We start from the raw sequence: 19,708 nt of genomic DNA on the forward strand, positions 1-19,708 counted from the left end.
GACACCAAGTCCGGGACGAAAAAGCGCCGGCCCGTCGGAGGGGATCCGACGGGCCGGCGCCTGTGCAAGGAAGGCTTGGTGCCTTGGTGCCTTGGTGGTGAATCCCGCCCGATCAGACGGGGATGTTGGTGAAGACGCGGCCGCTGATCTCGGCCTCGGCCGGGGCGGCGTTGCGCTCCTTCAGCCAGCGGGCGAACTGCCGGTCGGCGGAGTTGATGTGCAGCATCAGCCATTGCGGCAGGAAGGTCGCCAGGTAATCGGCGATGTTCTCTTCCGGCGCGTTGCCGGTGGTGAAGGCGTGCAGCTGGTCCCAGGCCAGGGAATGCTGGACCAGATGGTCGGCCAGGAAGGGATAGCCGGCCTCCTGCATCACTTCCTGCTCGTTGGCGAAGTGGATTTCGGTGTAGACGACCGCCTCGGCGAGCGTGCGGTAGACCTCCTCGCTGGAGCGGCCTTCCGCCACCGCCGCCTGGAACGCCTGGACCAGGGCGATCCAGTGCTTGTGCTCGTCGTCGATGCTCTGGATCCCCAGGGCGAGATCGTCGCTCCACACCAGGTCCCGATAATTCTCGACGTGCATGTCCATGGTCAAATGCGCCCGGCTGAAAGTGCTATATCCATTCGCAAGGTAATGGATTGTAACGCCGCGGCAACAGGGCTCGATGCTACCTATTGTCGCGCTTCGTTCGGGCCCATTGACGATCCCCTGACTTGGCATCGCGGATAGGGCGGTCTTGCCGGGACGACACCCGGCGGCAATATGCGAGCCATCGCGCCCCCCGATCGGCAGCACACAACGTCAGGACGCCCCCATGATCCGCCTTCCTTTCCGGCCGTTCGCCCTGCCGCTCGCCGTGACGGTGTCTTTGCTCCTGGTGCCGGCCATGCCCGGTTGGGCGCAGGACATGCCCGCGCGGGAGCATCCCGACGGTGGCGGAAAGCCGGCCGAGACTCGGACCGACGCGCCGAAGCGGGGCGACGGCGCCTTCGACGCGCAGCGCAGCGAGACCCGGCACAGCCTGCCGCTGCCCGGCGGCGCGCTCGCCTACACGGCGGTGGCGGAGTTCCTGCCGCTGCGCGACAGCGCGCTGGGCGGCGGGAAGGAGGAGGTGGCGGCCCGCGTCTTCACCGTGACCTACACCGCCGACGGCGCGCCGAAGGGCAGCCGCCCGGTGGCTTTCGTCTTCAACGGCGGCCCGGGGGCAGCGTCGGCCTACATGCATCTGGGCGCGGCGGGGCCGAAGGTGGTGGCCTTCAACGACGACGGCTCCCTGCCGCGGCCGCCGGCGCCCCTGGTGGACAACCCCGACAGCTGGCTGGCCTTCACCGACCTGGTCTTCATCGATCCGGTCGGCACCGGCTTCAGCCGGGCCGTCAAGCCGGAGACGGGCAAGCCCGACGACGACGCCGACAAGCGGTTCTGGAAGGTCGAGGCCGACGCGCGCTCCATGGCCGAGGTCGTCCGCCTCTGGCTGACCCGCAACGGCCGCTGGGAGTCGCCCAAGTTCCTGGCCGGCGAGAGCTATGGCGGGTTCCGCATCGCCAAGATGGCCAACGAGCTGATCGACCGCACCGGCGTCGCGGTCAACGGGCTGATCATGGTGTCGCCCGTGGTGGACTTCGCCACCATCCGCGACGAGTCCGGCCTGCTGGGCCCGGCGCTGAAGCTGCCGGCCTACGCCGCGTCGGCCGCCGCGAACGGGCTGGCGCCCGGCACGCCGGAGCAGGCGGCGGAGGAGGCGGAGCGGTACGCGCTGGGCGGCTATCTCACCGGGCTCGCCACGCTGGACTACCGGCGGCTCGACCAGGCCGGCGGCCTCTTCGCGGAGGTCGCGCGGATGACCGGCCTGCCGGTGGAGCTGGTGACCCGTTACCGCGGGCAGGTGCCCGCCGGGATCTTCGCCCGCGAGCTGCTGCGCGGGCAGGGGAAGATCGCCAGCGTCTACGACGGCACCTTCACCGCGTCGGACCCCGACCCGTCGGCCGCCCGCATCCCCTTCGACCCGTTCCTGAAGGGGACCGTGCCGGTCTACACGACCGCCTTCGCCGCCTACGCCGCGTCGGAGCTGGGCGTGCGCACCGAGGTGCCGTTCCACCTGCTCAGCGAGCGCGTGAACCGGGGCTGGGAATGGCCGCGGATGGGACAGCCGAATGCCGTGGACGACCTCCAGACGGCCCTGACGCTGCAGCCGTCCCTGCGGGTCCTGATCGCGCACGGCCGCACCGACCTGATCACCCCCTACATGGCCTCGCGCTGGATCGCGTCGCGGCTGGAACTGCCGGAGGGGCAAGGGGACCGGGTGCGGGTGACGGTCTACGCCGGCGGCCACATGATGTACACGCGGGCGTCGGAACGCGCCAAGCTCGCCACCGACGCGCGGGCGCTGGTCGAGGCGGCGCTGCGGTAGCCGCGGTGTCGAGGTGCTGCATAGGTCAGGAGATTCACCACAAAGGCACAAAGGACACAAAGAACGGCACAAAGGAGATCCGGCCATCGGGCCGCGCGCCCGTTTGACGAGACCTCTTTGTGAAATTCTTTGTGTCCTTTGTGCCTTTGTGGTGATCCGTCGACGCTGCGAATGCTCGCCAAGAAATAAAAACGGGCGCCCCGAAGGGGGCGCCAACCACAATATAAATGAAACGGGCGCCCCGAAGGGGGCGCCAACCCAGACAAAATAAAACGGGCGCCCCGAAGGGGGCGCCCGTACGCATGCACGTTGTCCCGGCGGGTGGCCGGCTTAGAACAGGCGCAGGATCGACTGCTGCGACTGGTTGGCCAGCGAGAGGGCGATGGTGCCGAGCTGCTGGCGGGTCTGCAGCATCAGCAGCGAGGCGCCTTCCTCGTTCTGGTCGGCCAGCGTCAGCTTGTTGGCGCCTTCCACCAGCACGTCGCTGAACTCCTTGGTGAAGGTCTCGCGGGTCGTGATGATGTTCAGGTTCGTCGACAGCGTCTGCGAGGCAGACCGGACGTTGGACTTCGCGTAGTCGAGGCTGGCGACCGCCTTGTCGATGTCGGAACGGTCGGTCCAGTCGTTCTGGGCGTAGTCGAGACGCAGGCCCTGGCCGCTGGTGGTCAGGTTCTGGGCCTTCACCGTGATCGAGTTGGTGTTGCGCTCGTTCAGCTGAACGGTCAGGTCGTTCGACGTGTTGGCGTCGGTCACCTGGACCGTCACCAGGTTCGCCGCCGAGTTGGCCGAGGCCGCCTGCTTGATCTTGTTCTGGTCGACGTTGAAGCGGACCGTGCCGGTGTCGAACGCGAAGGAGTTCTCGCCCTGGGACAGCTTGCCCTCGCCGCGGTTGGCCATGCCGTCGCGGGTGACCGTGGCGCCGTTCAGGTTGCTGACCTGGATCTGGATGTCGACCTTCTTTTCCAGCACCGAGATGCCGTTGCCGCCATTGGCGGACTGCTCCAGCAGCTTGCGGTCGACCGTGAAGGACACGACCGTGCCCGACGCGAAGCTCTCGGAGATGCGCTTGGTCAGGGCGTTTTCGGTGCTGGCCTTGACGCTCATCTCGCGCGTGGAGTTCGGCGAGGTGGCGCCGGTCAGCGTGATCGTGCCGTTGGTCGAGACGGTGACCGTCTTGGCGTCGCTGGTGGACAGGCGGCCGGTGCCGGCGATCGCGGTGCTGATCGAGTTGCGCAGCGCCGAGGCGACGTTGGCCCGGGCGTTGCTGCCGACCGCGACGTCGCTGGCCGTGGCCGTGTAGGAGAAGGTCTGGTCTTCGATGGTGATCGTGAAGATGTCGCCCGCTTCGATCGTGCCGCCCAGCTGGACGTTGGTGACCTGCGCGGTGCCGGACGTCGACGCCCGGGTCATGTTGGCGGCGATGGTCTGGCTGTTGTCGAAGTACTTGACCGTGCGCGACTCGGTGCCGTCCGACACGATGAAGGAGCGCTCGCGGCCGACGGCGCCGCGGACCTCGATCTGCACGTCGGAGAAGCTGCCCATGGTCGTGGACATCGTGCCCGACAGCTTCAGGCCGACCAGGCCGTGCGCCATTTCGGCGTTGTTGATGTCGCCGGCCGCCGCCTCGATGGAGCCGTCGCCCTTGATGCGCACCGTGTAGGTGTCGGCCGACACCACGTTGGTGACGCGGGCGTTCTCGATGCCCTGGATGGTGTTGACCGCCTGGCGCGAGGCGCTGGTGCTGTCCATGCGCAGGCCGTTGCCGGCCAGCAGGTTCTTGCCGGCGTAGCCGCTGTCGCCCGCCAGCTTGTCGATCTGGTCCTTCAGCGCGTTGAACTGCGCGGCCAGCGCCTTGCGGGTGGCCATCGAGCCGGCGTCGGTGCCCAGCGCCGAATAGGCGGCGGTGGTCAGGCCGCGGGCCTGCTCGATCATGTCGTTGATGGCGGTGACGCCCTTGTCCGCCGCCTTGATGGTGCTGATGGACTGGCCCATGGCGTCCTTCAACGACGACAAGTCGCCGGCGCGCTGGTTCAGGCCCTTCGCTGCGAAGAACGAGGTCGGGCCGTCCAGTGCCGAATTGATCTTGTTGCCGGTCGAAAGGATGTTCTGCTTCTTGCCGATCTGATCCTGCACGCTTTGCAGCTGCAGCAGGTTCGTGCGCATTGAAGCGGTCAGTGTGACGTCGTTGATGGCCATGGCTCCAAGTCTCCTTCTGAGGCTCGCCCCGCGGCTGGTGCTTGAAACCGAAGCGGGACAACGTGCTTTTGCGTGACTGCCCCCAATCAAGGATCGTGCCAAACGAGCTAATCCATCGGCAACGCTTTGAAAATCAACGGTAAAAAACTCTTCTAGGGGACTTCGGGGCGGCTGGCGGCGTCGTTTCTTTCCGGGCGGCGACGGAAAACTTTGCCGGGTGAAGGGCGGCGGTTGCGGCCCGCCGGGGGACGAATCTTCCCAGCAGGGGCCGGCACCGCATGCCCCGGAATGCTGTCCGGCGGGCGTCGCGGAGGCTTGGTAACGGCGGCCGGGAGGGCTATCGTCGCGGCCTCGGCGACGCACACGCCATCGATAAGGAGGGATGAACCATGGCCGGACGCATCGACGCGCGCTTGACGGAACTGGGGATCGAACTGCCGCAGGCGGCGGCCCCGGTGGCCGCCTACGTGCCCTACACGATCTCGGGCAACACGCTGTACATCTCGGGCCAGGTCACCGTCTGGAACGGCGAGCGCCGCTTCCTCGGCAAGGTCGGGCAGGACTTCACCGTGGAGCAGGGCAAGGAGGCCGCGCGCCTGTGCGCGCTGAACATCATCGCCCAGGCCAAGGCCGCTTGCGGCGGCGACCTGGACCGCGTGGTGCGGGTGCTCCGGCTCGGCGGCTTCGTGAACAGCGGCCCGGACTTCCACGAGCATCCGCAGGTGATCAACGGCGCGTCGGAGCTGATGATGGAGGTGTTCGGGGAGGCCGGGAAGCACGCCCGCGCCGCGGTCGGCGCCCCCTCGCTGCCCGGCAACGTGGCGGTCGAGGTCGACGCGGTGCTGGAGATCGCCTGAGGGGCTTATCGGTCGGGCGTCTTGCCGCAGCGCGGCGGGGCGCCCACCTCCCTTGGCGTATCCGCAAAGGAGGGATCATGCCCGACGGCAAGGACGCCAGCGCCGAGGGGGCCATCACCGTCAAGGTTCTGACCGGCATCGGCCAGGCGGACCCGCAGCAGTGGGACGCCTGTGCCGGGCCGGAGAACCCGTTCCTCTGCCACGCCTTCCTGCTGGCGCTGGAGGAGTCCGGGTCGGCGACCCGCCGGACCGGCTGGCAGCCCATGCACCTGACCGCGATCGACGCGGCCGGGCGGATCATGGCTGCTGCGCCCATGTATCTGAAAAGCCATTCCTACGGCGAATACGTCTTCGACCATTCCTGGGCGCACGCCTATGAACGGGCGGGCGGCACCTATTACCCGAAGCTTCAGGTCGCCGTTCCCTTCACGCCGGTGCCGGGGCCGCGCCTGCTGGTCCGGCCGGACGCTCCGCCGGGCGTGTTCGCCGCGCTCGTGCAGGCGATGGAGGAGGTGGCGCGGCGCACCGGCGTGTCTTCCGTCCACGTGACCTTCCCGACGGAGGACGACTGGACGCGGCTGGGCGCCGCCGGCTGGTTGCAGCGCGAGGGCGTGCAGTATCATTGGGAGAACCGCGGCTACGGCAGCTTCGATGACTTCCTGGGCACGCTCAACTCCCGCAAGCGCAAGGCCATCCGCAAGGAGCGCCGCGAGGTGGCGGAGAGCAGCGTGCGCCTGCACAGCCTGACCGGCGCCGACCTGAAGGCGGAGCATTGGGACGCCTTCCACCGCTTCTACATGGAAACGGCCGACCGGAAATGGGGCGGCGGCTATCTGACCCGCGCCTTCTTCCGCCTGCTGGGCGAGACGATGGCCGACCGCGTCATGCTGGTGATGTGCGAGGACGGCGGGGAGTGGGTCGCCGGCGCCCTGAACCTGATCGGGGCGGACACGCTGTACGGGCGCAACTGGGGGTCCGACGGCAGCTACCGCTTCCTGCATTTCGAGGCCTGCTACTACCGCGCCCTGGACTTCGCCATCGAACGGGGCCTGCGCAAGGTCGAGGCCGGCGCGCAGGGCGAGCACAAGATCCAGCGCGGTTACCTGCCGGTGCCGACCTACAGCGCGCACTGGGTCGCCGATCCGGGCTTTCGCCGCGCGCTGGACGACTTCCTGGTCCGCGAGCGCGCCGCCGTGGAGGCGGAGCGGGAGTCCCTGATGGAGCTGTCGCCCTACCGGTCGGACCCGTAGGTTGGGTGGAGCGCCAGCGCAACCCAACATCGTCGCGATGGCGGGCTGTGTTGGGTTTTGCTGGCGCTCCACCCAACCTACGGCGTTTTTAATACGGGACGCGGTCGGGCTTGGCGGCCCATTCCTCGAACACGGCGCGGGCTTCCTCGGCCAGCAGGCGGTGCATGGGGACGGCGCGCTTTTCCAGATCCAGCGCGATCTCCGTGTAGAGGAACGCGTCGTCGAAGCCGATCGCCGCGGCGTCGTTGCGGCCGTTGGCGTAGACGATGCGCTCGGCCCGCGCCCAATAGATCGCCGCCAGGCACATGGGGCAGGGCTCGCAGCTCGTGTAGACGGTGGCCCCGGCCAGGCTGAAGGTGCCGAGTTCCCGGCAGGCGTTGCGGATGGCGACCACCTCCGCGTGCGCCGTGGGGTCGTTGGTGGAGGTGACCTGGTTCCAGCCCTCGCCGATGATGCGGCCGTCGCGCGCGATCACCGCGCCGAAGGGGCCGCCGGCGCCGGTCTGCATGTGGGCGCGGCTGAGCGCGATGGCACGGCGCAGGCATTCGGTGTCGAAGGTCGTCATCACGGTCCCGGTTCCTTTTCCATCCGCGATGGTCATCTTAGTCAATGGTTTCGTCCCTGACCAGAGTGGCCCTGGGGAGCGGGAACGGCGCGGCGACGAACGGTTTTGAACAAGGACTGTTCGTTCTTTCCGCTAAAGCGGATTGCAATCCGCTTTGGACCGCGACCGCGGGCCCGGTCGCAGGTGCGACCGAAGCCCGGCCGGCGAATGAGGCCATGTGAATCTAAAGCGAATGCAAATTCGCTTTAGGGGGCGCCCTGCCGATTGAGATAAGCTGAAGGTCGGAGTGGGGATGGTGGAGACCGGGTCCGTGACCGACCGCACCATGGAGTTCCTGAAGCGGGTCCGCGACCACCTGCTCTATTTGAAATTGCGGCCGGGCGGGATCCGGCTCCAGGCCAAGGGCATCGACCTGTCGACGCTGCGGCTGCGCGGCTTCACGCTGCAGTCGGCCATCCTGATGCAGGCGGACTTTTCCGACTCCCAGCTGGAGGAGGTCAGCTTCGACATGGCCGACCTGTTCGGCGCGAACTTCAGCCGTGCCGTGCTCGTCGGGTCCAGCTTCGCGCGGGCGGACTTGCGCGGCGCCAACTTCCTGAAGGCCAACCTGCGTCGCACGGTGTTCGAGGGCGCCGACCTGCGCCCCGGCCAGATCCTCGCCCACCGCGCCGGCGAGGCGGAGGAGCGGCAGCGCACCGTCCTGAAGGACGCGCGCCTGGACGGGGTCAGCTTCAAGGGCGCCGACCTCAGCAGCGCCGACTTGGGCGGCGCGTCGATGAAGGGCGGCGATTTCAGCAGCGCCAACCTGTTCGCCGCCAACCTGGCCGGGGCCGACCTCAGCGAGGCGAACTTCACCGGGGCCAAGCTGAAGCAGGCGGTGCTGAGCGGTGCCACGGTCACCCGCGCCATCCTGCGCAACGCCGACCTGCGCGAGGCGACGCTGCGCAACGTCGACCTCGCCGCGGCGGACACCACCGGGGCGAACCTGAACGGCGCCGTCTACATGCGGAACGCCGCCGGCCTGCCCGCCGTGGTTCGCGCGATGCTGGAGGCCCACATCCTGTGGATCAACAGCGGCGGCCGGTCCGGCACGCGGGCGGATTTCTCGGGCATGAGCCTGCGCGGCGTGGACCTGACCGCCTGCGACCTGTCCGGCGCGGTGTTCCGCAACGCCGCGCTGGACGAGGCGCGGCTGTCCAACGCCTACCTCTCGCTGGCCGACTTCGGCGGGGCGAGCCTGCGGCGGGCCCGGCTGGACCAGGCCATCCTGACCGGCGCGAACCTCGCCGGGGCGAACCTGGGCGGCGCCGACGCGCACGGTGCCGACTTCGGCCCCGTCGACCTGCGCAACCCGGACGGCACGCCCACCGGGCGCCGCTGGCCGACCAACCTGACCGGGGCGACGCTGGCCGGCGCCGACCTGCGCGGCGCCCGCCTGACCGGCGCGCGGGTCGCCGGGGCCGACTTCGCCCAGGCCAACCTCGCCTCCGCCGACCTGCGCGGCTGCGACGAGGCGCAGGCCGACCTGTCCCGGGCCAGCCTGCTCGGCGCCCGCCGCGGCGCGCTCGCGGACGCGGCGGAGTCCGGCATCCTCATTCCTTGACGTGGCTCAGCTCCAGGCGGCCAGGACCGCGTCGAGCCCGCTCTCGCGCAGGGGATCGCGCGCCGGGGGCGGGCCGCCGTCCACGCGCAGGCCCATCAGCGTTTCCACCAGCGGCTCCGGCCCCGTCCCGCGGCGCACCTGCCCGCGCGCGGCGACGTGGGGGTGGTCGGCGACCTCAATCAGGGTGGGCAGCGCCTCGAAGCAGCAGTCCACCGGGTCGAGCAGGGCCTTCCAGGCGGCGAGGTCGCGGCTGGCGAACAGCGCCTCCAGCTCCGCGGTCAGGGCGGTCTGCGGCAGCGGGTCGGACTGGCGGGCGATCCAGTCGGGCCGGCCCACCGCCTCGCAGAAGCCGCGCCAGAACTTCGCCTCAAGCGCCGACAGGGTGGCGAAGCGGCCGTCCGCCGTCCGGTAGATGCGGTAGCAGGCCGCCCCGCCCGACAGCAGGGACTCGCCGCGCTCCGGCATGGTCCCGCGCGCGGCGGCGGTCAGCTGGAAGCCCTGCCAGCCCAGCACCGTCTCCATGATCGACAGGTCGAGGAAGCAGCCCTGGCCTGTGCGCTCACGACCGAGCAGGGCGGCCGCGACGGCCAGCGCCGTCTGCTGGGCGGACGCGAAATCGGCGACCGGCGGGTGGCTGATCATCGGCCGGTCGGGCAGGCCGGAGGAGTCGAGCCCGCCGCCGACCGCCATGTAGTTCAGGTCGTGCCCGGCGCGCAGGGCGTAGGGACCGGTGCTGCCCCAGCCCGACAGGCTGGCGTGCACCAGCCGCGGGTTCAGCGCGCGCAGCCGGTCGCGCCCGATCCCGAGCTTGTCCAGCACCCCCGGCCGGTAGCTTTCCACCAGCGCGTCGGCCTTGGCGACCAGCGTCTCGAAGGCGGCGCGTCCGTCGGCGCTCTTCAGGTCGAGCCGGACGACGGTCTTGCCGGCGTTCAGCAGCTTGTAGGCGGCGGTCATGCCGTCGGCGTCCGTCGGTCCCAGGCGGCGCAGTGGGTCGCCGTCCGGCGGCTCCACCTTCACCACCGCGGCGCCGAGATCGGCGAGCAGCTGGGCGGCGTGGGGGCCCGGCAGATACTGGCCGAGGTCGACGACCCGGAGGCCGGACAGGAAGGGCAGGGGCATGAGGGGCGTCTCCCGATTGCGGTTCTTCTTGTTCGTGCGTCGTGTGTTCTGCGTCTGGTGCCCTTGTACCGCGGCCCGCCTGTGCCGCGCAGCCGCAATCATCGGTCATCCCGCCGCTGTTGCACGAATCGGTCGACGGCAAGGTTTGACGGCTCTGGATTATCCACGTACCGTCTGTGCCGGGCCACCGTCGGTTGTTTTCCTGGTGGCGAATACATTCGAAATCGGTGATGAGCGAGGGGGCTGGCATGCCGACAATTCGGGTACTGGCGGTTGACGGTGGCGGTGTGCGCGGCATCCTGCCGGCCAAGGTGCTGGCGTGGCTGGAGGGGAAGACGGGCAAGCGCTGCTCGGAGATGTTCCACTTCATGTCCGGCACCTCCAACGGCGCCGTCATGACCAGCGGCCTCGCCAAGCCGAACCCGCTGTCGGCGCAGGAGCTGCTGGACATCTATGTGACGACCAGCGGCAAGGTCTTCCACCAGTCGCTGTGGCGCAAGATCACCACGCTGTGCGGGCTGATCGGGCCGAAGTACGGCGCCGCCTATTACGAAAGCGTGCTGCAGAAGGCGCTGGGCACCAACACGCTGCTGTCGGACGTGCGCGACGTCGAGCTGCTGCTGACGACCTACGACATCTTTGGCTGCCGGCCCTATTTCTTCAAGAGCTGGCGCGCCCGCGGCGAGCTGAGCGCCCGCGCCCGCGCCGAGGCCAAGCTGGCCGACGGCGAGACGGAGGACCACAAGACGCGCGACTTCCTGCTGTGGCAGGCCGCGCGGGCCAGCTCCGCGGCGCCGTCCTACTTCCCGCCGGCGCTGCCGACCAGCCTGGCCGGCACGCAGTTCCCGGCGACGGACGGCGGCGTCTTCGCCAACGACCCGGCCATGTGCGCCTTCGCCGCCATCCTGCGCCTCTACCGCAAGGAACTGGAGGCCGGGAGCCTGGAGATCCAGATCCTGTCCATCGGCACCGGCGCGGTGGACTACCGCTACACCTACGACCAGGCCAAGGGCTGGGGCAAGATCGGCTGGGCGGTGCCCAGCCTGAACGTGATGTTCGACGGCACCAACCAGACCGTGGACTATCAGCTGACGGAGATCTTCGGCGGTGACGGCTACCAGGGCGGCTCCCGCTTCATGGCCCTGCCGGGTGGCCTGGAGTTCAAGAACTCCAGCTACTACCGCATCCAGGCCGACATGGGGCTGGAGAAGGACAACCCGGCGGGCGCCAGCTCCAGCCTGGACGACGCCTCCCCGGAGAACATCGAGAAGCTGCTGATCTGCGGCGACGCCATGATCAAGAACAACCTGGCGTGCCTGGAGGAGCTGGCGCGAACGCTCGCCACCCCCCGCGACCCGATCTCGGTCGACGCCGACGCGCTGGAGTTGGCCTGACGCACCGCGCATCGGCCAGACGGGCAGAAACGGAAAAGGGGGCCTTTCGGCCCCCTTTCTCGTCTCATCACCGAAGTCGGCGTTACTCGGCCAACTCGTGGACGACGTCCTCCTCGTCCTCGTCGCCGGGACGGCGCTTGCGGGCGCCCTCGGCGTACTCGAACGACGGCTTGTCGTCCTTGATGGTGACCTTGACCACGCCGCCCTTGCTGAGCTTGCCGAACAGCAGCTCCTCGGCGAGCGGCTTCTTCAGGTGCTCCTGGATCACGCGGCCGAGCGGGCGGGCGCCGTAGAGCGGGTCGTAGCCCTTCTTGCCCAGCCACTCGCGGGCCTGCTCGTCCAGCTCGATCGTGACGCCACGATCCTCCAACTGCGCCTCCATCTGCATGATGAACTTGTCCACCACGCGGTTGATGACCTCCTGGGTCAGCGGCGCGAACGGGATGATCGCGTCGAGGCGGTTGCGGAACTCCGGCGTGAACAGCTTTTCCACCGCTTCCATGTCCTCGCCGACCCGGCGCTCGCGCTCGAAGCCGATGGCCGGCTTGGCCATGTCCGAGGCGCCCGCGTTGGAGGTCATGATGAGGATGACGTTGCGGAAGTCGACCGTCTTGCCGTTGTGGTCCGTCAGCTTGCCGTGGTCCATGATCTGCAACAGGATGTTGAACAGATCCGGATGCGCCTTCTCGATCTCATCGAGCAGCAGCACGCAGTGCGGGTGCTGGTCGATGGCGTCGGTCAGCAGGCCGCCCTGGTCGAAACCGACGTAGCCCGGAGGCGCGCCGATCAGACGGGAGACGGTGTGCCGCTCCATGTACTCCGACATGTCGAAGCGGGTCAACTCGATGCCCAGCGTGTGGGCGAGCTGGCGGGCCACCTCGGTCTTGCCGACGCCGGTCGGGCCGGTGAACAGGTAGTTGCCGATCGGCTTCTCCGGCTCGCGCAGGCCGGCACGGGCCAGCTTGATCGCGGAGACCAGCGCGTCGATGGCCTTGTTCTGGCCGAAGACCATGGTCTTCAGGTCGCGCTCCAGGTTGAGGAGCGTCTCCTTGTCGTCGCGGCTGACCGACTTCGGCGGGATGCGGGCGATCTTGGCGACCACCGCCTCCACGTCCTTCACCGAGATCTTCTTCTTCCGCTTGTTCTCCGGCAGCAGCATCTGCGCGGCGCCGACCTCGTCGATGATGTCGATGGCCTTATCCGGCAGCTTGCGGTCGCCGATGTACTTCGCGGAAAGCTCCACCGCCGAGCGGATGGCGTCGTTGGTGTAGCTGACGCGGTGGTGCTTCTCGTAGTAGGGCTTGATGCCCTGGAGGATCTTGATCGCGTCCTCGATCGACGGCTCGTTGACGTCGATCTTCTGGAAGCGCCGGACGAGCGCCCGGTCCTTCTCGAAGTAGTTGCGGTACTCCTTATAGGTCGTCGACCCGATGCACCGCAGCGAGCCGGAGGCGAGGGCCGGCTTCAGCAGGTTCGACGCGTCCATCGCACCGCCCGAGGTCGCACCGGCACCGATCACCGTGTGGATCTCGTCGATGAAGAGGACCGCACCTTCCGTGGCCTCCAGTTCGGAGACGACGGCCTTCAGGCGCTCTTCGAAGTCGCCGCGGTACCGCGTACCGGCGAGCAGGGAGCCCATGTCGAGCGCGAAGATGGTGGCGCCCTTCAGCACCTCCGGAACCTCGCCATGGACGATGCGGCGGGCCAGCCCCTCGGCGATGGCGGTCTTGCCGACACCGGGGTCACCGACGTACAGCGGGTTGTTCTTCGACCGCCGGCACAGGATCTGGATGGTCCGTTCGACCTCCTGCTCCCGCCCGATCAGCGGATCGATCTTCCCGCTGGCCGCTTTCTTGTTCAGGTTGACGCAATAAGCCTCTAGGGCTTCGCTGCCTTTCTTCACGACCTTCTCCGCCGCCGCGTCCTCGTCGGCTCCGGTAACGCGCTTCGCTTCCGAGCGGCCCGGGGCCTTCGCGATTCCGTGAGAGATGTAGTTCACCGCGTCGAAACGGGTCATCTCCTGCTCCTGCAGGAAATAGACCGCGTGACTTTCGCGTTCAGAGAACAGGGCGACGAGCACGTTTGCTCCCGTCACCTCTTCACGCCCCGACGACTGGACGTGGATGGCCGCGCGTTGCAGCACCCGCTGGAAGCCAGCCGTCGGCTTCGCATCATCGGGCCTGTTCGTGATCAGGTTCGCAAGCTCGTTGTCGAGGTAATCCGACAGTTCGGCACGCAAGCGGTCCAGGTCGACTCCACAAGCGCGCAAGACGGCCATGGCATCGGCGTCCTCGGTCAATGCGAGCAGCAAGTGTTCGAGCGTCGCGTATTCGTGCCTGCGCTCGTTCGCATGGGCCAGGGCTCGGTGCAGCGTCTGTTCCAGGTTACGCGACAGCATCTGTGGGCTTAATCCTTTTCTAGCGTACATTGCAGCGGGTGCTGGTGCTGGCGCGCAAAATCCATCACCTGCGTGACTTTCGTCTCCGCCACTTCGTAGGTGAACACGCCACACAAGCCCACACCCCGCCGGTGCACGTGCAGCATGATCCGTGTCGCCTCTTCGCGCGATTTCGCGAAGAAACGCTCCAAGACATGAACGACGAATTCCATAGGTGTGTAGTCGTCGTTCAACATCAAGACCTTATACATCGAGGGCTTTTTAGTCTTAGGCTTGGCTTTTATGACCACGCCCGTAGTGGTGCCCTCGTCGCCGTGCTTGTCGTTTTCGGCCATGGTCTCAACAGGTCAGCATCGCGATGTACGTCCCTAACAATGATATGAGAACTCCGGGCGCGGTGGGAAGGGGCCGTTTTAGGTTTCTCCCCATTTGGGAGAGGCCCTTTCGGAACGAAGCCCGTCCGCCTACTACGAAATAGATCGTAGCGCCGGGGTCCGAATTCCAGGAATACCCGGCGGCCGGCCCCGGATTCCGATGGGCCGCGGCGGACGGCCGGCAGAAACGACAAAGCCCGGCGGCAGGGGCCGCCGGGCTCTCCCGGAGCTTCACATAATCGTGAAGCGGCAGATTTGAAGCGGTACCGCCTCACGAAGGCCCGCTACCCCGTACGTACGTGTCCCGGGGCAAGCGGGTCAGGGAGCCGCCCCGGCATGGCCGGGGATGGAAGCCCCTTGAGGTGCTGCGCCGTCACCCGATTCCGCGCGGGCGGCTCGGGTGACGGCGTTGCGTCGTTTTGCCTCAGGCCGCGACGGCCTTGGACAGGACCGGCTTGGACAGGGTCTCGACCGTCACCTGCACGCGGTCGTTGATCGGCGCGAAGGCCTCCTTGGCGGTCTTCAGCGACAGCTCCTGCAGCTTGCCGCTCTCCTTCACGAAGGTCTCCATGGCGGCCTTGGCGAAGACGCTCTGCAGTTCGACCAGCTCCTGGATGGTCTTGACGGCCAGCAGGGCCTTGCCGTTCGCCGCACCCTTCTCCAGCGAGGACTGGGTGTAGGCGGCGACGTGCTTGCCGGCCTCCTCGGCGCCCTTGGCGACGATGGTGCCCGACTTCACGACGGCGTCGACGTTGCCCTTGGCGAGCGCGGTCAGCTCGTCGAAGTTCTTCAGCAGCTGGGCGGAGGCCTTCTCGATCTGCTCCTGCTGGGCCTTGACCAGGCCGTCCACATTCTGCTTGGCGGCAGCGACGGCGTCTTCGAAGGTCTTGGTGGCGGCGGCGAACTTGTCGGTCATGGAACGGCTCCTCGGAATTCGGTTGGTTTTCCGCGCCGGACCCAACCAAGTGGCGACCGCGCGGGCGGATCAGTCGGCGACCCCGTCTGGACGGGCATCGGATCCTCTGTTGCCCTGCCTTTGCTGCACTGCAACATGACCAAAATTAGGGCAGGGCAGGCCCGCTTGTCAAAGGGTTTTTGTGCGGTGCACAATTTCGTCCGTCGAAACCGTCTTCCGTCGAAACCGTCTTCCGTCGCGGCCGTCTTCCGTCGCGGTGGCCGGACCCCGGACGCGGCACGGCCCGGCTGTCCGGAGACAGTCGGGCCGTGGTCCAATGGAGCCGGCTTGGCCGTAAACCTGCCAGGGCGTTACGCGGCGAGCGGCTTGGACAGGGTTTCGACCGCGACGTTCAGGCGGGCGTTCAGCGGGGCGAACGCGGCGGTGGTCACGCGGGTGGACAGGTCCTGAAGACGGCTGGCCTCGGCCGTGAAGGCGTCGAAGCTGGACTTCACGTAGTCGGTCTGCAGGTCGATGACCTCCTTCAGCGACTTGGCGGTCAGCAGCGCCTTGCCGGTGGTCACCGACTTGTCGAAGCTCGCCTGCGCGTAGGCGGCGAACTCGCGGCCCAGATCCTCGGCGCCCTGGCTGGCGATGGTGGTGCTCTCGACCAGGGCCTCCACGTTGCCCTTGTTCAGCGCCTGCAGCTCGGCCGAAAGCTTCAGCAGCTGGGCGGACAGCTTCTCCACCTGCTCCTTGGTGGCGGACGCGGTCTGCTCGAAGGTCTTGGCGGCCTGCTCCTGGCCGGCCTTGACGAAGCCCGCATACTGCTCCTTCGCCTGGGCGGCGGCGCTCTCGAACGCCTGAGTGCTGATCGGGGCGGTGATCTGGGGCTTCGCCTTCGTCGCGGTGGTCATCTCTTCCGGTCCTTCCGTTCGGTCAGTGCTTTTCTTCTCCGTCCCCGGTCCACAGGTTCGCGGACGTGAAGCCTGGGAGGCTTTTCTCCGGGGCAAAATGCTGCATTGCAGCAATGATGAAAGTATGGGCAATCATCCGTGGTGTCAACGGATATTTTTGTGCACTGCACAAGAAGTTGAATCGACGGCGGCCAGTCCCACCAAGGTCGGCTCCGGCGCCCGCCGGACGCGCCACGCGCGAAATTTCCGGCGAAGCGTTCGCGCCGCGTGGATCCTTTACGAAAGCTTTACCGGCTTTCATGCCCAATCCTAGCGCACCCGCCGAAGGGACGCGCTTCGGCTAAAGGTCAGCCAATCCGCGGCGGAACGTCGCAGCTATTCAGTTCGGGAACGCCCCCAAATGACCTATTGCCTCGGCATCAAGACCCGCGACGGCCTGATCGGCCTGTCCGACGGCCGCATCACCAGCGGGTCGCAGCTCTCCTCGGCGCGCAAGGTGACGATGATCGGCAGCGGCGGCGACCGCTTCTTCATCATGAACTCCGGCCTGCGCAGCGTGCGCGACAAGACGCTGGCCTACCTGCGCCGCGACATGGCCAAGCGCCGGAACGAGTGCTACGCCACGATGCTGGACGCCGTCTCGGCCTTCACCGCCTGCCTGCGCCAGGTGGCGGCCGAGGACAAGGAGGCGCTGGAGGCGTCCAAGCTCGCCTTCAACCTGCACGCCATCATCGGCGGGCAGCTGGCCGAGGACCGCGAGCCCTTCATGTTCCTGGTCTATCCGGAGGGCAACTGGATCGAGGTGGACGAGCGCACGCCCTACCTGTCCATCGGCGCCACCGCCTACGGCAAGCCGATCCTGGACCGCGCCCTGACCTATGGCACGGACATGCAGACGGCGCTGAAGATCGCCTACCTGTCCTTCGACAGCACGCGCTTCTCCAGCAACGACGTCGGCTTCCCGATCGACATGGTGTCCTTCCACGCCGCCGGGCGGACCTGGCGCCAGTCGAACTTCGACTACGACGACCTGGTCGAGCAGCGCCTCTGGTGGAACCGCAACATCACCGAGCTGGCCCGGCGCATGCCGGACGGCCCGTGGGTGGACACGCTGGTCCCGGACGAGCTGCGCACCGCCGCCGCGGTGGCCGAGAAGGTCTGAGGGCGGTTTGATGCCGTAGGTCGGGTGGAGCGCAAGCGCAACCCGACATCCTTGCCATGGTGAGCGATGTTGGGTTGCGCTGCGCTCCACCCAACCTACGGTGCTGCGACAGGAGCGTTCAGCCGCCGCCGGCGAACAGCCAGCGGCCGAAGGGGGCGGTCGGGCCGACCAGGCCGTCGCGGCCGACCTCGACCTCGAACAGGGGGCCGGCGGAATCGATGCGGCCGCCGGTCGGCAGGGTCCGCGGCGCGCCATCCAGATTGGGCTGGGCCAGCCGGGGCAGGGGCGGGAAGGGGACGCCGGTGTGGTCCAACTCCCGCAGGGGCCCGTCGAAGCGGACGTCGGCGAAGCGGTCGGACGGGTAGGGGTAGGCGTTGAAGAACCAGTTGCCGCGCCGGCAGCCGTTGACCAGCCAGTAGACGCCGTTCGACGGCAGGCGCATCCCGCTCGGCGCCGGGTTGAAGGCGCCGCTCTCGTACAGCTTCAGCACGAAGATCGCGAACTGCCGCGGCGTCAGCTGGACCCGGTCGACCGGTCCCCGCGCCACCGCCGCCGGGTCGTTCAGGTCGATGCGCGTGATGTCGGCCGCCTCCAGCACGCGCGCCTCCACCACCGCGCCGCCGGTCGAACGGTCGCCCATCACGTCGTAGGCGCGGACGTGCTTGTTGTAGTCGGCGTTGAAGACCAGCCGGTAGCGGTCGGTGCCCTCGCCCTTGGTGCAGGCCGCCCGCAGGTCGTCGCCGTTCAGGTAGCTGATCCAGGTGAGCTTGCGGGCCACGAGGTTGTCCGTCGGCCCGACGGAGCTGCACCCCGCCAGCGCCGCGGCGGCGAGCCCCCCAAAGGCCACCCCTCTCATCCCAATGCTCTTAAGTGTGAGGCCCAACACTGTCACTTGCCGCGTGCGTCCGTTTCCTTGCGTCTGGGCTCGCATGGGGTGCCTCGCGTCCGGTGGGAGGGGCCGGAAAGGGTCAGTGTCGGGATGTGGGCGGTCGGGTGCCGTCGGTCAACGCCGCCTGCCGCCCCTGGGTCCCTCCGCTACCCGTTTTCGTCACAGTCTCAACAAAGAAGTCCATGCGTGAAATTAACGAATTGTCGCTAGACACTGATTCTTCTCGAATTTACCATTGCGCCAAACAACAAGTATTAGCCTTTGGCGGTGGCATCATGAGCGTAACGGGCAGCGCCGTTCGAACCCGACTCTTCCCGTTCGCTTGGCGCGCGCGGCGGGATGCCGGTGAAGGGCGCCCGGAGTCTTCCAAGGGGGAGTCTTCGAAAGGGGTAGGCCGGGCGGCCGGGTCGGTCGCGCGCGGTCTGCTGGCCGCCCTGGCGCTGTCGGGTGCCATGCTCGCCTCCCTGCCGGCGCTGGCGGCGAAGTACGCGGCGATCGTCGTGGACGCGCGGACCGGCGAGGTCCTGCACGAGGAGAACGCCGACACCATCACCCACCCGGCGTCGCTCACCAAGATGATGACGCTGTACCTGACCTTCGACGCGCTGGACGAAGGGCGGTTGACGCTGGACCAGGCGCTGCCCGTGTCGGCCTGGGCGGAGGCGCAGTCGCCGACCAAGCTCGGCCTGCGCGCCGGCCAGTCGCTGCGGGTGGAGCAGGCGATCCTGGGCCTCGTCACCAAGTCGGCCAACGACGCCGCCGTCGTGCTGGCGGAGGCGCTGGGCGGCAGCGAAGCGAAGTTCGCCGAGATGATGACCCGCAAGGCGCGGGAGCTGGGCATGCGCAGCACCGTCTTCCGCAACGCCAACGGCCTGCCCAACATGGAGCAGGTGACCACCGCGCGCGATTTCTCGCTGCTGTCGCGGGCCCTGCTGTCCGACCATTCCAAATATTACCCGTATTTCAGCCGCCGCAACTTCGTCTATGGCGGACGGTCCTTGCACAACCACAACCGCCTGATGCTCCGCTACGAGGGCATGGACGGCATCAAGACCGGCTACACGGTCGCCTCGGGCTTCAACCTCGCGGCGTCCGCCGTGCGGGACGGCCGGCGGCTGGTGGCGGTGGTCCTGGGCGGCAAGTCGGCGGCGTCGCGCGACATCCGCATGGCGGCGCTGCTCGACAAGGCTTTCGGCAAGCCCAGCCGCGACGCCGACATCCCGGTCGCCTCCGCCAGCGACGACGAGGACGACACCCCGGCGGCCAAGCCTGTGGCGAAGGCCCCGGCCGTGAAGGCAAAGGCGCCGCCCAAGGCCCCGTCGAAGGTGGAGCTTGCCTCCGCCGCCTCCACGGGCGCCGCTGCCCGGCCGCGCGCCGCTGCCAAGGACGATGATGACGCGGACTGGGGCGTCCAGGTCGGCGCCTTCTCCACCCGCGACGCCGGCGCCCGGGCGCTGACCCAGGCGACCAAGCAGGCGCCCTTCCTGCTGCGCAACGCCAAGCGCAACATCACCGAGGCGAAGTCCGGCCAGACCAAGGTCTTCCGCGCCCGCATGACCGGCCTGGACGAGGCGACCGCCCGCAAGGTCTGCGCCGAGCTGGTCAAGCACGGCCAGCGCTGCGTCACCGTGTCGGGCAACGAGAAGCTGTAAGGACGGCCACGCTCCGGACAGGCAAAAGG

The 19,708-nt window shown here is 68.0% G+C and carries 17 protein-coding genes; 7 read left to right on the plus strand and 10 right to left on the minus strand.

From position 1 onward, the window contains the following. Positions 1-112: 112 nt before the first annotated feature. Entirely contained in the window at positions 113-586 is a 474-nt protein-coding gene (locus J2851_RS19005) for a bacteriohemerythrin (protein ID WP_209768025.1), read from the minus strand. A 226-nt stretch (positions 587-812) separates the two neighbouring features. Between J2851_RS19005 and J2851_RS19010 the strand changes: the two genes are divergently transcribed. Then, on the plus strand, positions 813-2,408 hold the full coding sequence (locus tag J2851_RS19010; RefSeq protein WP_209768026.1) for a S10 family peptidase: 1,596 nt from the start codon (positions 813-815) through the stop codon (positions 2,406-2,408). A 330-nt stretch (positions 2,409-2,738) separates the two neighbouring features. On the opposite strand, the gene J2851_RS19015 is transcribed toward J2851_RS19010, so the two are convergent. After that, positions 2,739-4,604: a flagellin N-terminal helical domain-containing protein gene (locus J2851_RS19015; RefSeq protein ID WP_209768027.1), complete on the minus strand. Its 1,866-nt coding sequence runs from the start codon at positions 4,602-4,604 to the stop codon at positions 2,739-2,741. Positions 4,605-4,993: 389 nt separating this feature from the next. On the opposite strand from J2851_RS19015, the gene J2851_RS19020 reads away from it, so the two are divergent. Together J2851_RS19020 and J2851_RS19025 are read left to right on the plus strand one after the other, a co-directional pair. Further along, complete coding sequence (locus J2851_RS19020; RefSeq protein ID WP_209768028.1) at positions 4,994-5,461, plus strand: RidA family protein; 468 nt, start codon at positions 4,994-4,996, stop codon at positions 5,459-5,461. A gap of 77 nt (positions 5,462-5,538) precedes the next feature. Beyond that, positions 5,539-6,711, plus strand: a complete 1,173-nt coding sequence (locus J2851_RS19025) for a GNAT family N-acetyltransferase (protein WP_209768029.1) — start codon at positions 5,539-5,541, stop codon at positions 6,709-6,711. Between the two features lie 88 nt (positions 6,712-6,799). Here J2851_RS19025 and J2851_RS19030 read toward each other — a convergent pair whose 3' ends face one another. Beyond that, the gene (locus J2851_RS19030; RefSeq protein ID WP_209768030.1) at positions 6,800-7,276 is read right to left on the minus strand and encodes a nucleoside deaminase; all 477 of its coding nucleotides are present in this window, start codon (positions 7,274-7,276) and stop codon (positions 6,800-6,802) included. A 310-nt stretch (positions 7,277-7,586) separates the two neighbouring features. On the opposite strand from J2851_RS19030, the gene J2851_RS19035 reads away from it, so the two are divergent. Then, positions 7,587-8,879, plus strand: coding sequence for a pentapeptide repeat-containing protein (locus J2851_RS19035; RefSeq protein WP_209768031.1), 1,293 nt, complete (start codon positions 7,587-7,589; stop codon positions 8,877-8,879). A 6-nt stretch (positions 8,880-8,885) separates the two neighbouring features. Here the strand turns inward: J2851_RS19035 and J2851_RS19040 are convergent, their stop codons facing one another. Continuing rightward, a complete protein-coding gene (locus J2851_RS19040; RefSeq protein ID WP_209768032.1) occupies positions 8,886-9,998 on the minus strand; it encodes a CaiB/BaiF CoA transferase family protein in 1,113 nt (370 codons plus the stop codon). A 248-nt stretch (positions 9,999-10,246) separates the two neighbouring features. Here J2851_RS19040 and J2851_RS19045 point away from each other — a divergent pair, with 248 nt between their 5' ends. Beyond that, complete coding sequence (locus J2851_RS19045) at positions 10,247-11,392, plus strand: patatin-like phospholipase family protein (RefSeq protein ID WP_209768033.1); 1,146 nt, start codon at positions 10,247-10,249, stop codon at positions 11,390-11,392. 82 nt (positions 11,393-11,474) lie between these two features. Here J2851_RS19045 and clpA read toward each other — a convergent pair whose 3' ends face one another. The 5 genes from clpA to J2851_RS19070 form a co-directional block, all read right to left on the minus strand. Then, positions 11,475-13,790, minus strand: coding sequence for an ATP-dependent Clp protease ATP-binding subunit ClpA (gene clpA / locus J2851_RS19050; protein WP_209768034.1), 2,316 nt, complete (start codon positions 13,788-13,790; stop codon positions 11,475-11,477). Between the two features lie 8 nt (positions 13,791-13,798). Continuing rightward, positions 13,799-14,125 (minus strand): ATP-dependent Clp protease adapter ClpS, encoded by a 327-nt coding sequence (gene clpS / locus J2851_RS19055; protein WP_209768035.1) that lies wholly within the window; start codon positions 14,123-14,125, stop codon positions 13,799-13,801. Between the two features lie 463 nt (positions 14,126-14,588). Beyond that, a complete protein-coding gene (locus J2851_RS19060; RefSeq protein ID WP_209768036.1) occupies positions 14,589-15,080 on the minus strand; it encodes a phasin family protein in 492 nt (163 codons plus the stop codon). Positions 15,081-15,430: 350 nt separating this feature from the next. Beyond that, positions 15,431-15,976 carry a phasin family protein gene (locus J2851_RS19065; RefSeq protein WP_209768037.1) on the minus strand — a complete coding sequence of 182 codons (546 nt, stop codon included), beginning with the start codon at positions 15,974-15,976 and terminating at the stop codon, positions 15,431-15,433. Between the two features lie 22 nt (positions 15,977-15,998). Further along, entirely contained in the window at positions 15,999-16,277 is a 279-nt protein-coding gene (locus J2851_RS19070) for a hypothetical protein (protein ID WP_209768038.1), read from the minus strand. 99 nt (positions 16,278-16,376) lie between these two features. Here J2851_RS19070 and J2851_RS19075 point away from each other — a divergent pair, with 99 nt between their 5' ends. After that, positions 16,377-17,138 (plus strand): proteasome-type protease, encoded by a 762-nt coding sequence (locus tag J2851_RS19075; protein WP_209768039.1) that lies wholly within the window; start codon positions 16,377-16,379, stop codon positions 17,136-17,138. A gap of 118 nt (positions 17,139-17,256) precedes the next feature. Here J2851_RS19075 and J2851_RS19080 read toward each other — a convergent pair whose 3' ends face one another. Further along, complete coding sequence (locus tag J2851_RS19080) at positions 17,257-17,994, minus strand: hypothetical protein (protein WP_209768041.1); 738 nt, start codon at positions 17,992-17,994, stop codon at positions 17,257-17,259. Between the two features lie 485 nt (positions 17,995-18,479). Between J2851_RS19080 and J2851_RS19085 the strand changes: the two genes are divergently transcribed. Continuing rightward, positions 18,480-19,679: a D-alanyl-D-alanine carboxypeptidase family protein gene (locus tag J2851_RS19085; RefSeq protein ID WP_246500780.1), complete on the plus strand. Its 1,200-nt coding sequence runs from the start codon at positions 18,480-18,482 to the stop codon at positions 19,677-19,679. Positions 19,680-19,708 lie beyond the last annotated feature (29 nt).

Source organism: Azospirillum rugosum, from assembly GCF_017876155.1.
In the GTDB taxonomy this organism is placed as follows: domain Bacteria; phylum Pseudomonadota; class Alphaproteobacteria; order Azospirillales; family Azospirillaceae; genus Azospirillum; species Azospirillum rugosum.

Coding starts and splice junctions, on each gene's coding strand:
- J2851_RS19025 (WP_209768029.1), top strand. CDS start 5,539: ATGCCCGACGGCAAGGACGCCAGCGCCGAGGGGGCCATCACCGTCAAG.
- J2851_RS19080 (WP_209768041.1), bottom strand. CDS start 17,994: ATGAGAGGGGTGGCCTTTGGGGGGCTCGCCGCCGCGGCGCTGGCGGGG.
- J2851_RS19085 (WP_246500780.1), top strand. CDS start 18,480: ATGCTCGCCTCCCTGCCGGCGCTGGCGGCGAAGTACGCGGCGATCGTC.
- J2851_RS19005 (WP_209768025.1), bottom strand. CDS start 586: ATGGACATGCACGTCGAGAATTATCGGGACCTGGTGTGGAGCGACGAT.
- J2851_RS19020 (WP_209768028.1), top strand. CDS start 4,994: ATGGCCGGACGCATCGACGCGCGCTTGACGGAACTGGGGATCGAACTG.
- clpA (WP_209768034.1), bottom strand. CDS start 13,790: ATGCTGTCGCGTAACCTGGAACAGACGCTGCACCGAGCCCTGGCCCAT.
- J2851_RS19075 (WP_209768039.1), top strand. CDS start 16,377: ATGACCTATTGCCTCGGCATCAAGACCCGCGACGGCCTGATCGGCCTG.
- J2851_RS19015 (WP_209768027.1), bottom strand. CDS start 4,604: ATGGCCATCAACGACGTCACACTGACCGCTTCAATGCGCACGAACCTG.
- J2851_RS19040 (WP_209768032.1), bottom strand. CDS start 9,998: ATGCCCCTGCCCTTCCTGTCCGGCCTCCGGGTCGTCGACCTCGGCCAG.
- J2851_RS19045 (WP_209768033.1), top strand. CDS start 10,247: ATGCCGACAATTCGGGTACTGGCGGTTGACGGTGGCGGTGTGCGCGGC.
- J2851_RS19060 (WP_209768036.1), bottom strand. CDS start 15,080: ATGACCGACAAGTTCGCCGCCGCCACCAAGACCTTCGAAGACGCCGTC.
- J2851_RS19070 (WP_209768038.1), bottom strand. CDS start 16,277: ATGAAAGCCGGTAAAGCTTTCGTAAAGGATCCACGCGGCGCGAACGCT.
- J2851_RS19030 (WP_209768030.1), bottom strand. CDS start 7,276: ATGACGACCTTCGACACCGAATGCCTGCGCCGTGCCATCGCGCTCAGC.
- J2851_RS19065 (WP_209768037.1), bottom strand. CDS start 15,976: ATGACCACCGCGACGAAGGCGAAGCCCCAGATCACCGCCCCGATCAGC.
- J2851_RS19010 (WP_209768026.1), top strand. CDS start 813: ATGATCCGCCTTCCTTTCCGGCCGTTCGCCCTGCCGCTCGCCGTGACG.
- clpS (WP_209768035.1), bottom strand. CDS start 14,125: ATGGCCGAAAACGACAAGCACGGCGACGAGGGCACCACTACGGGCGTG.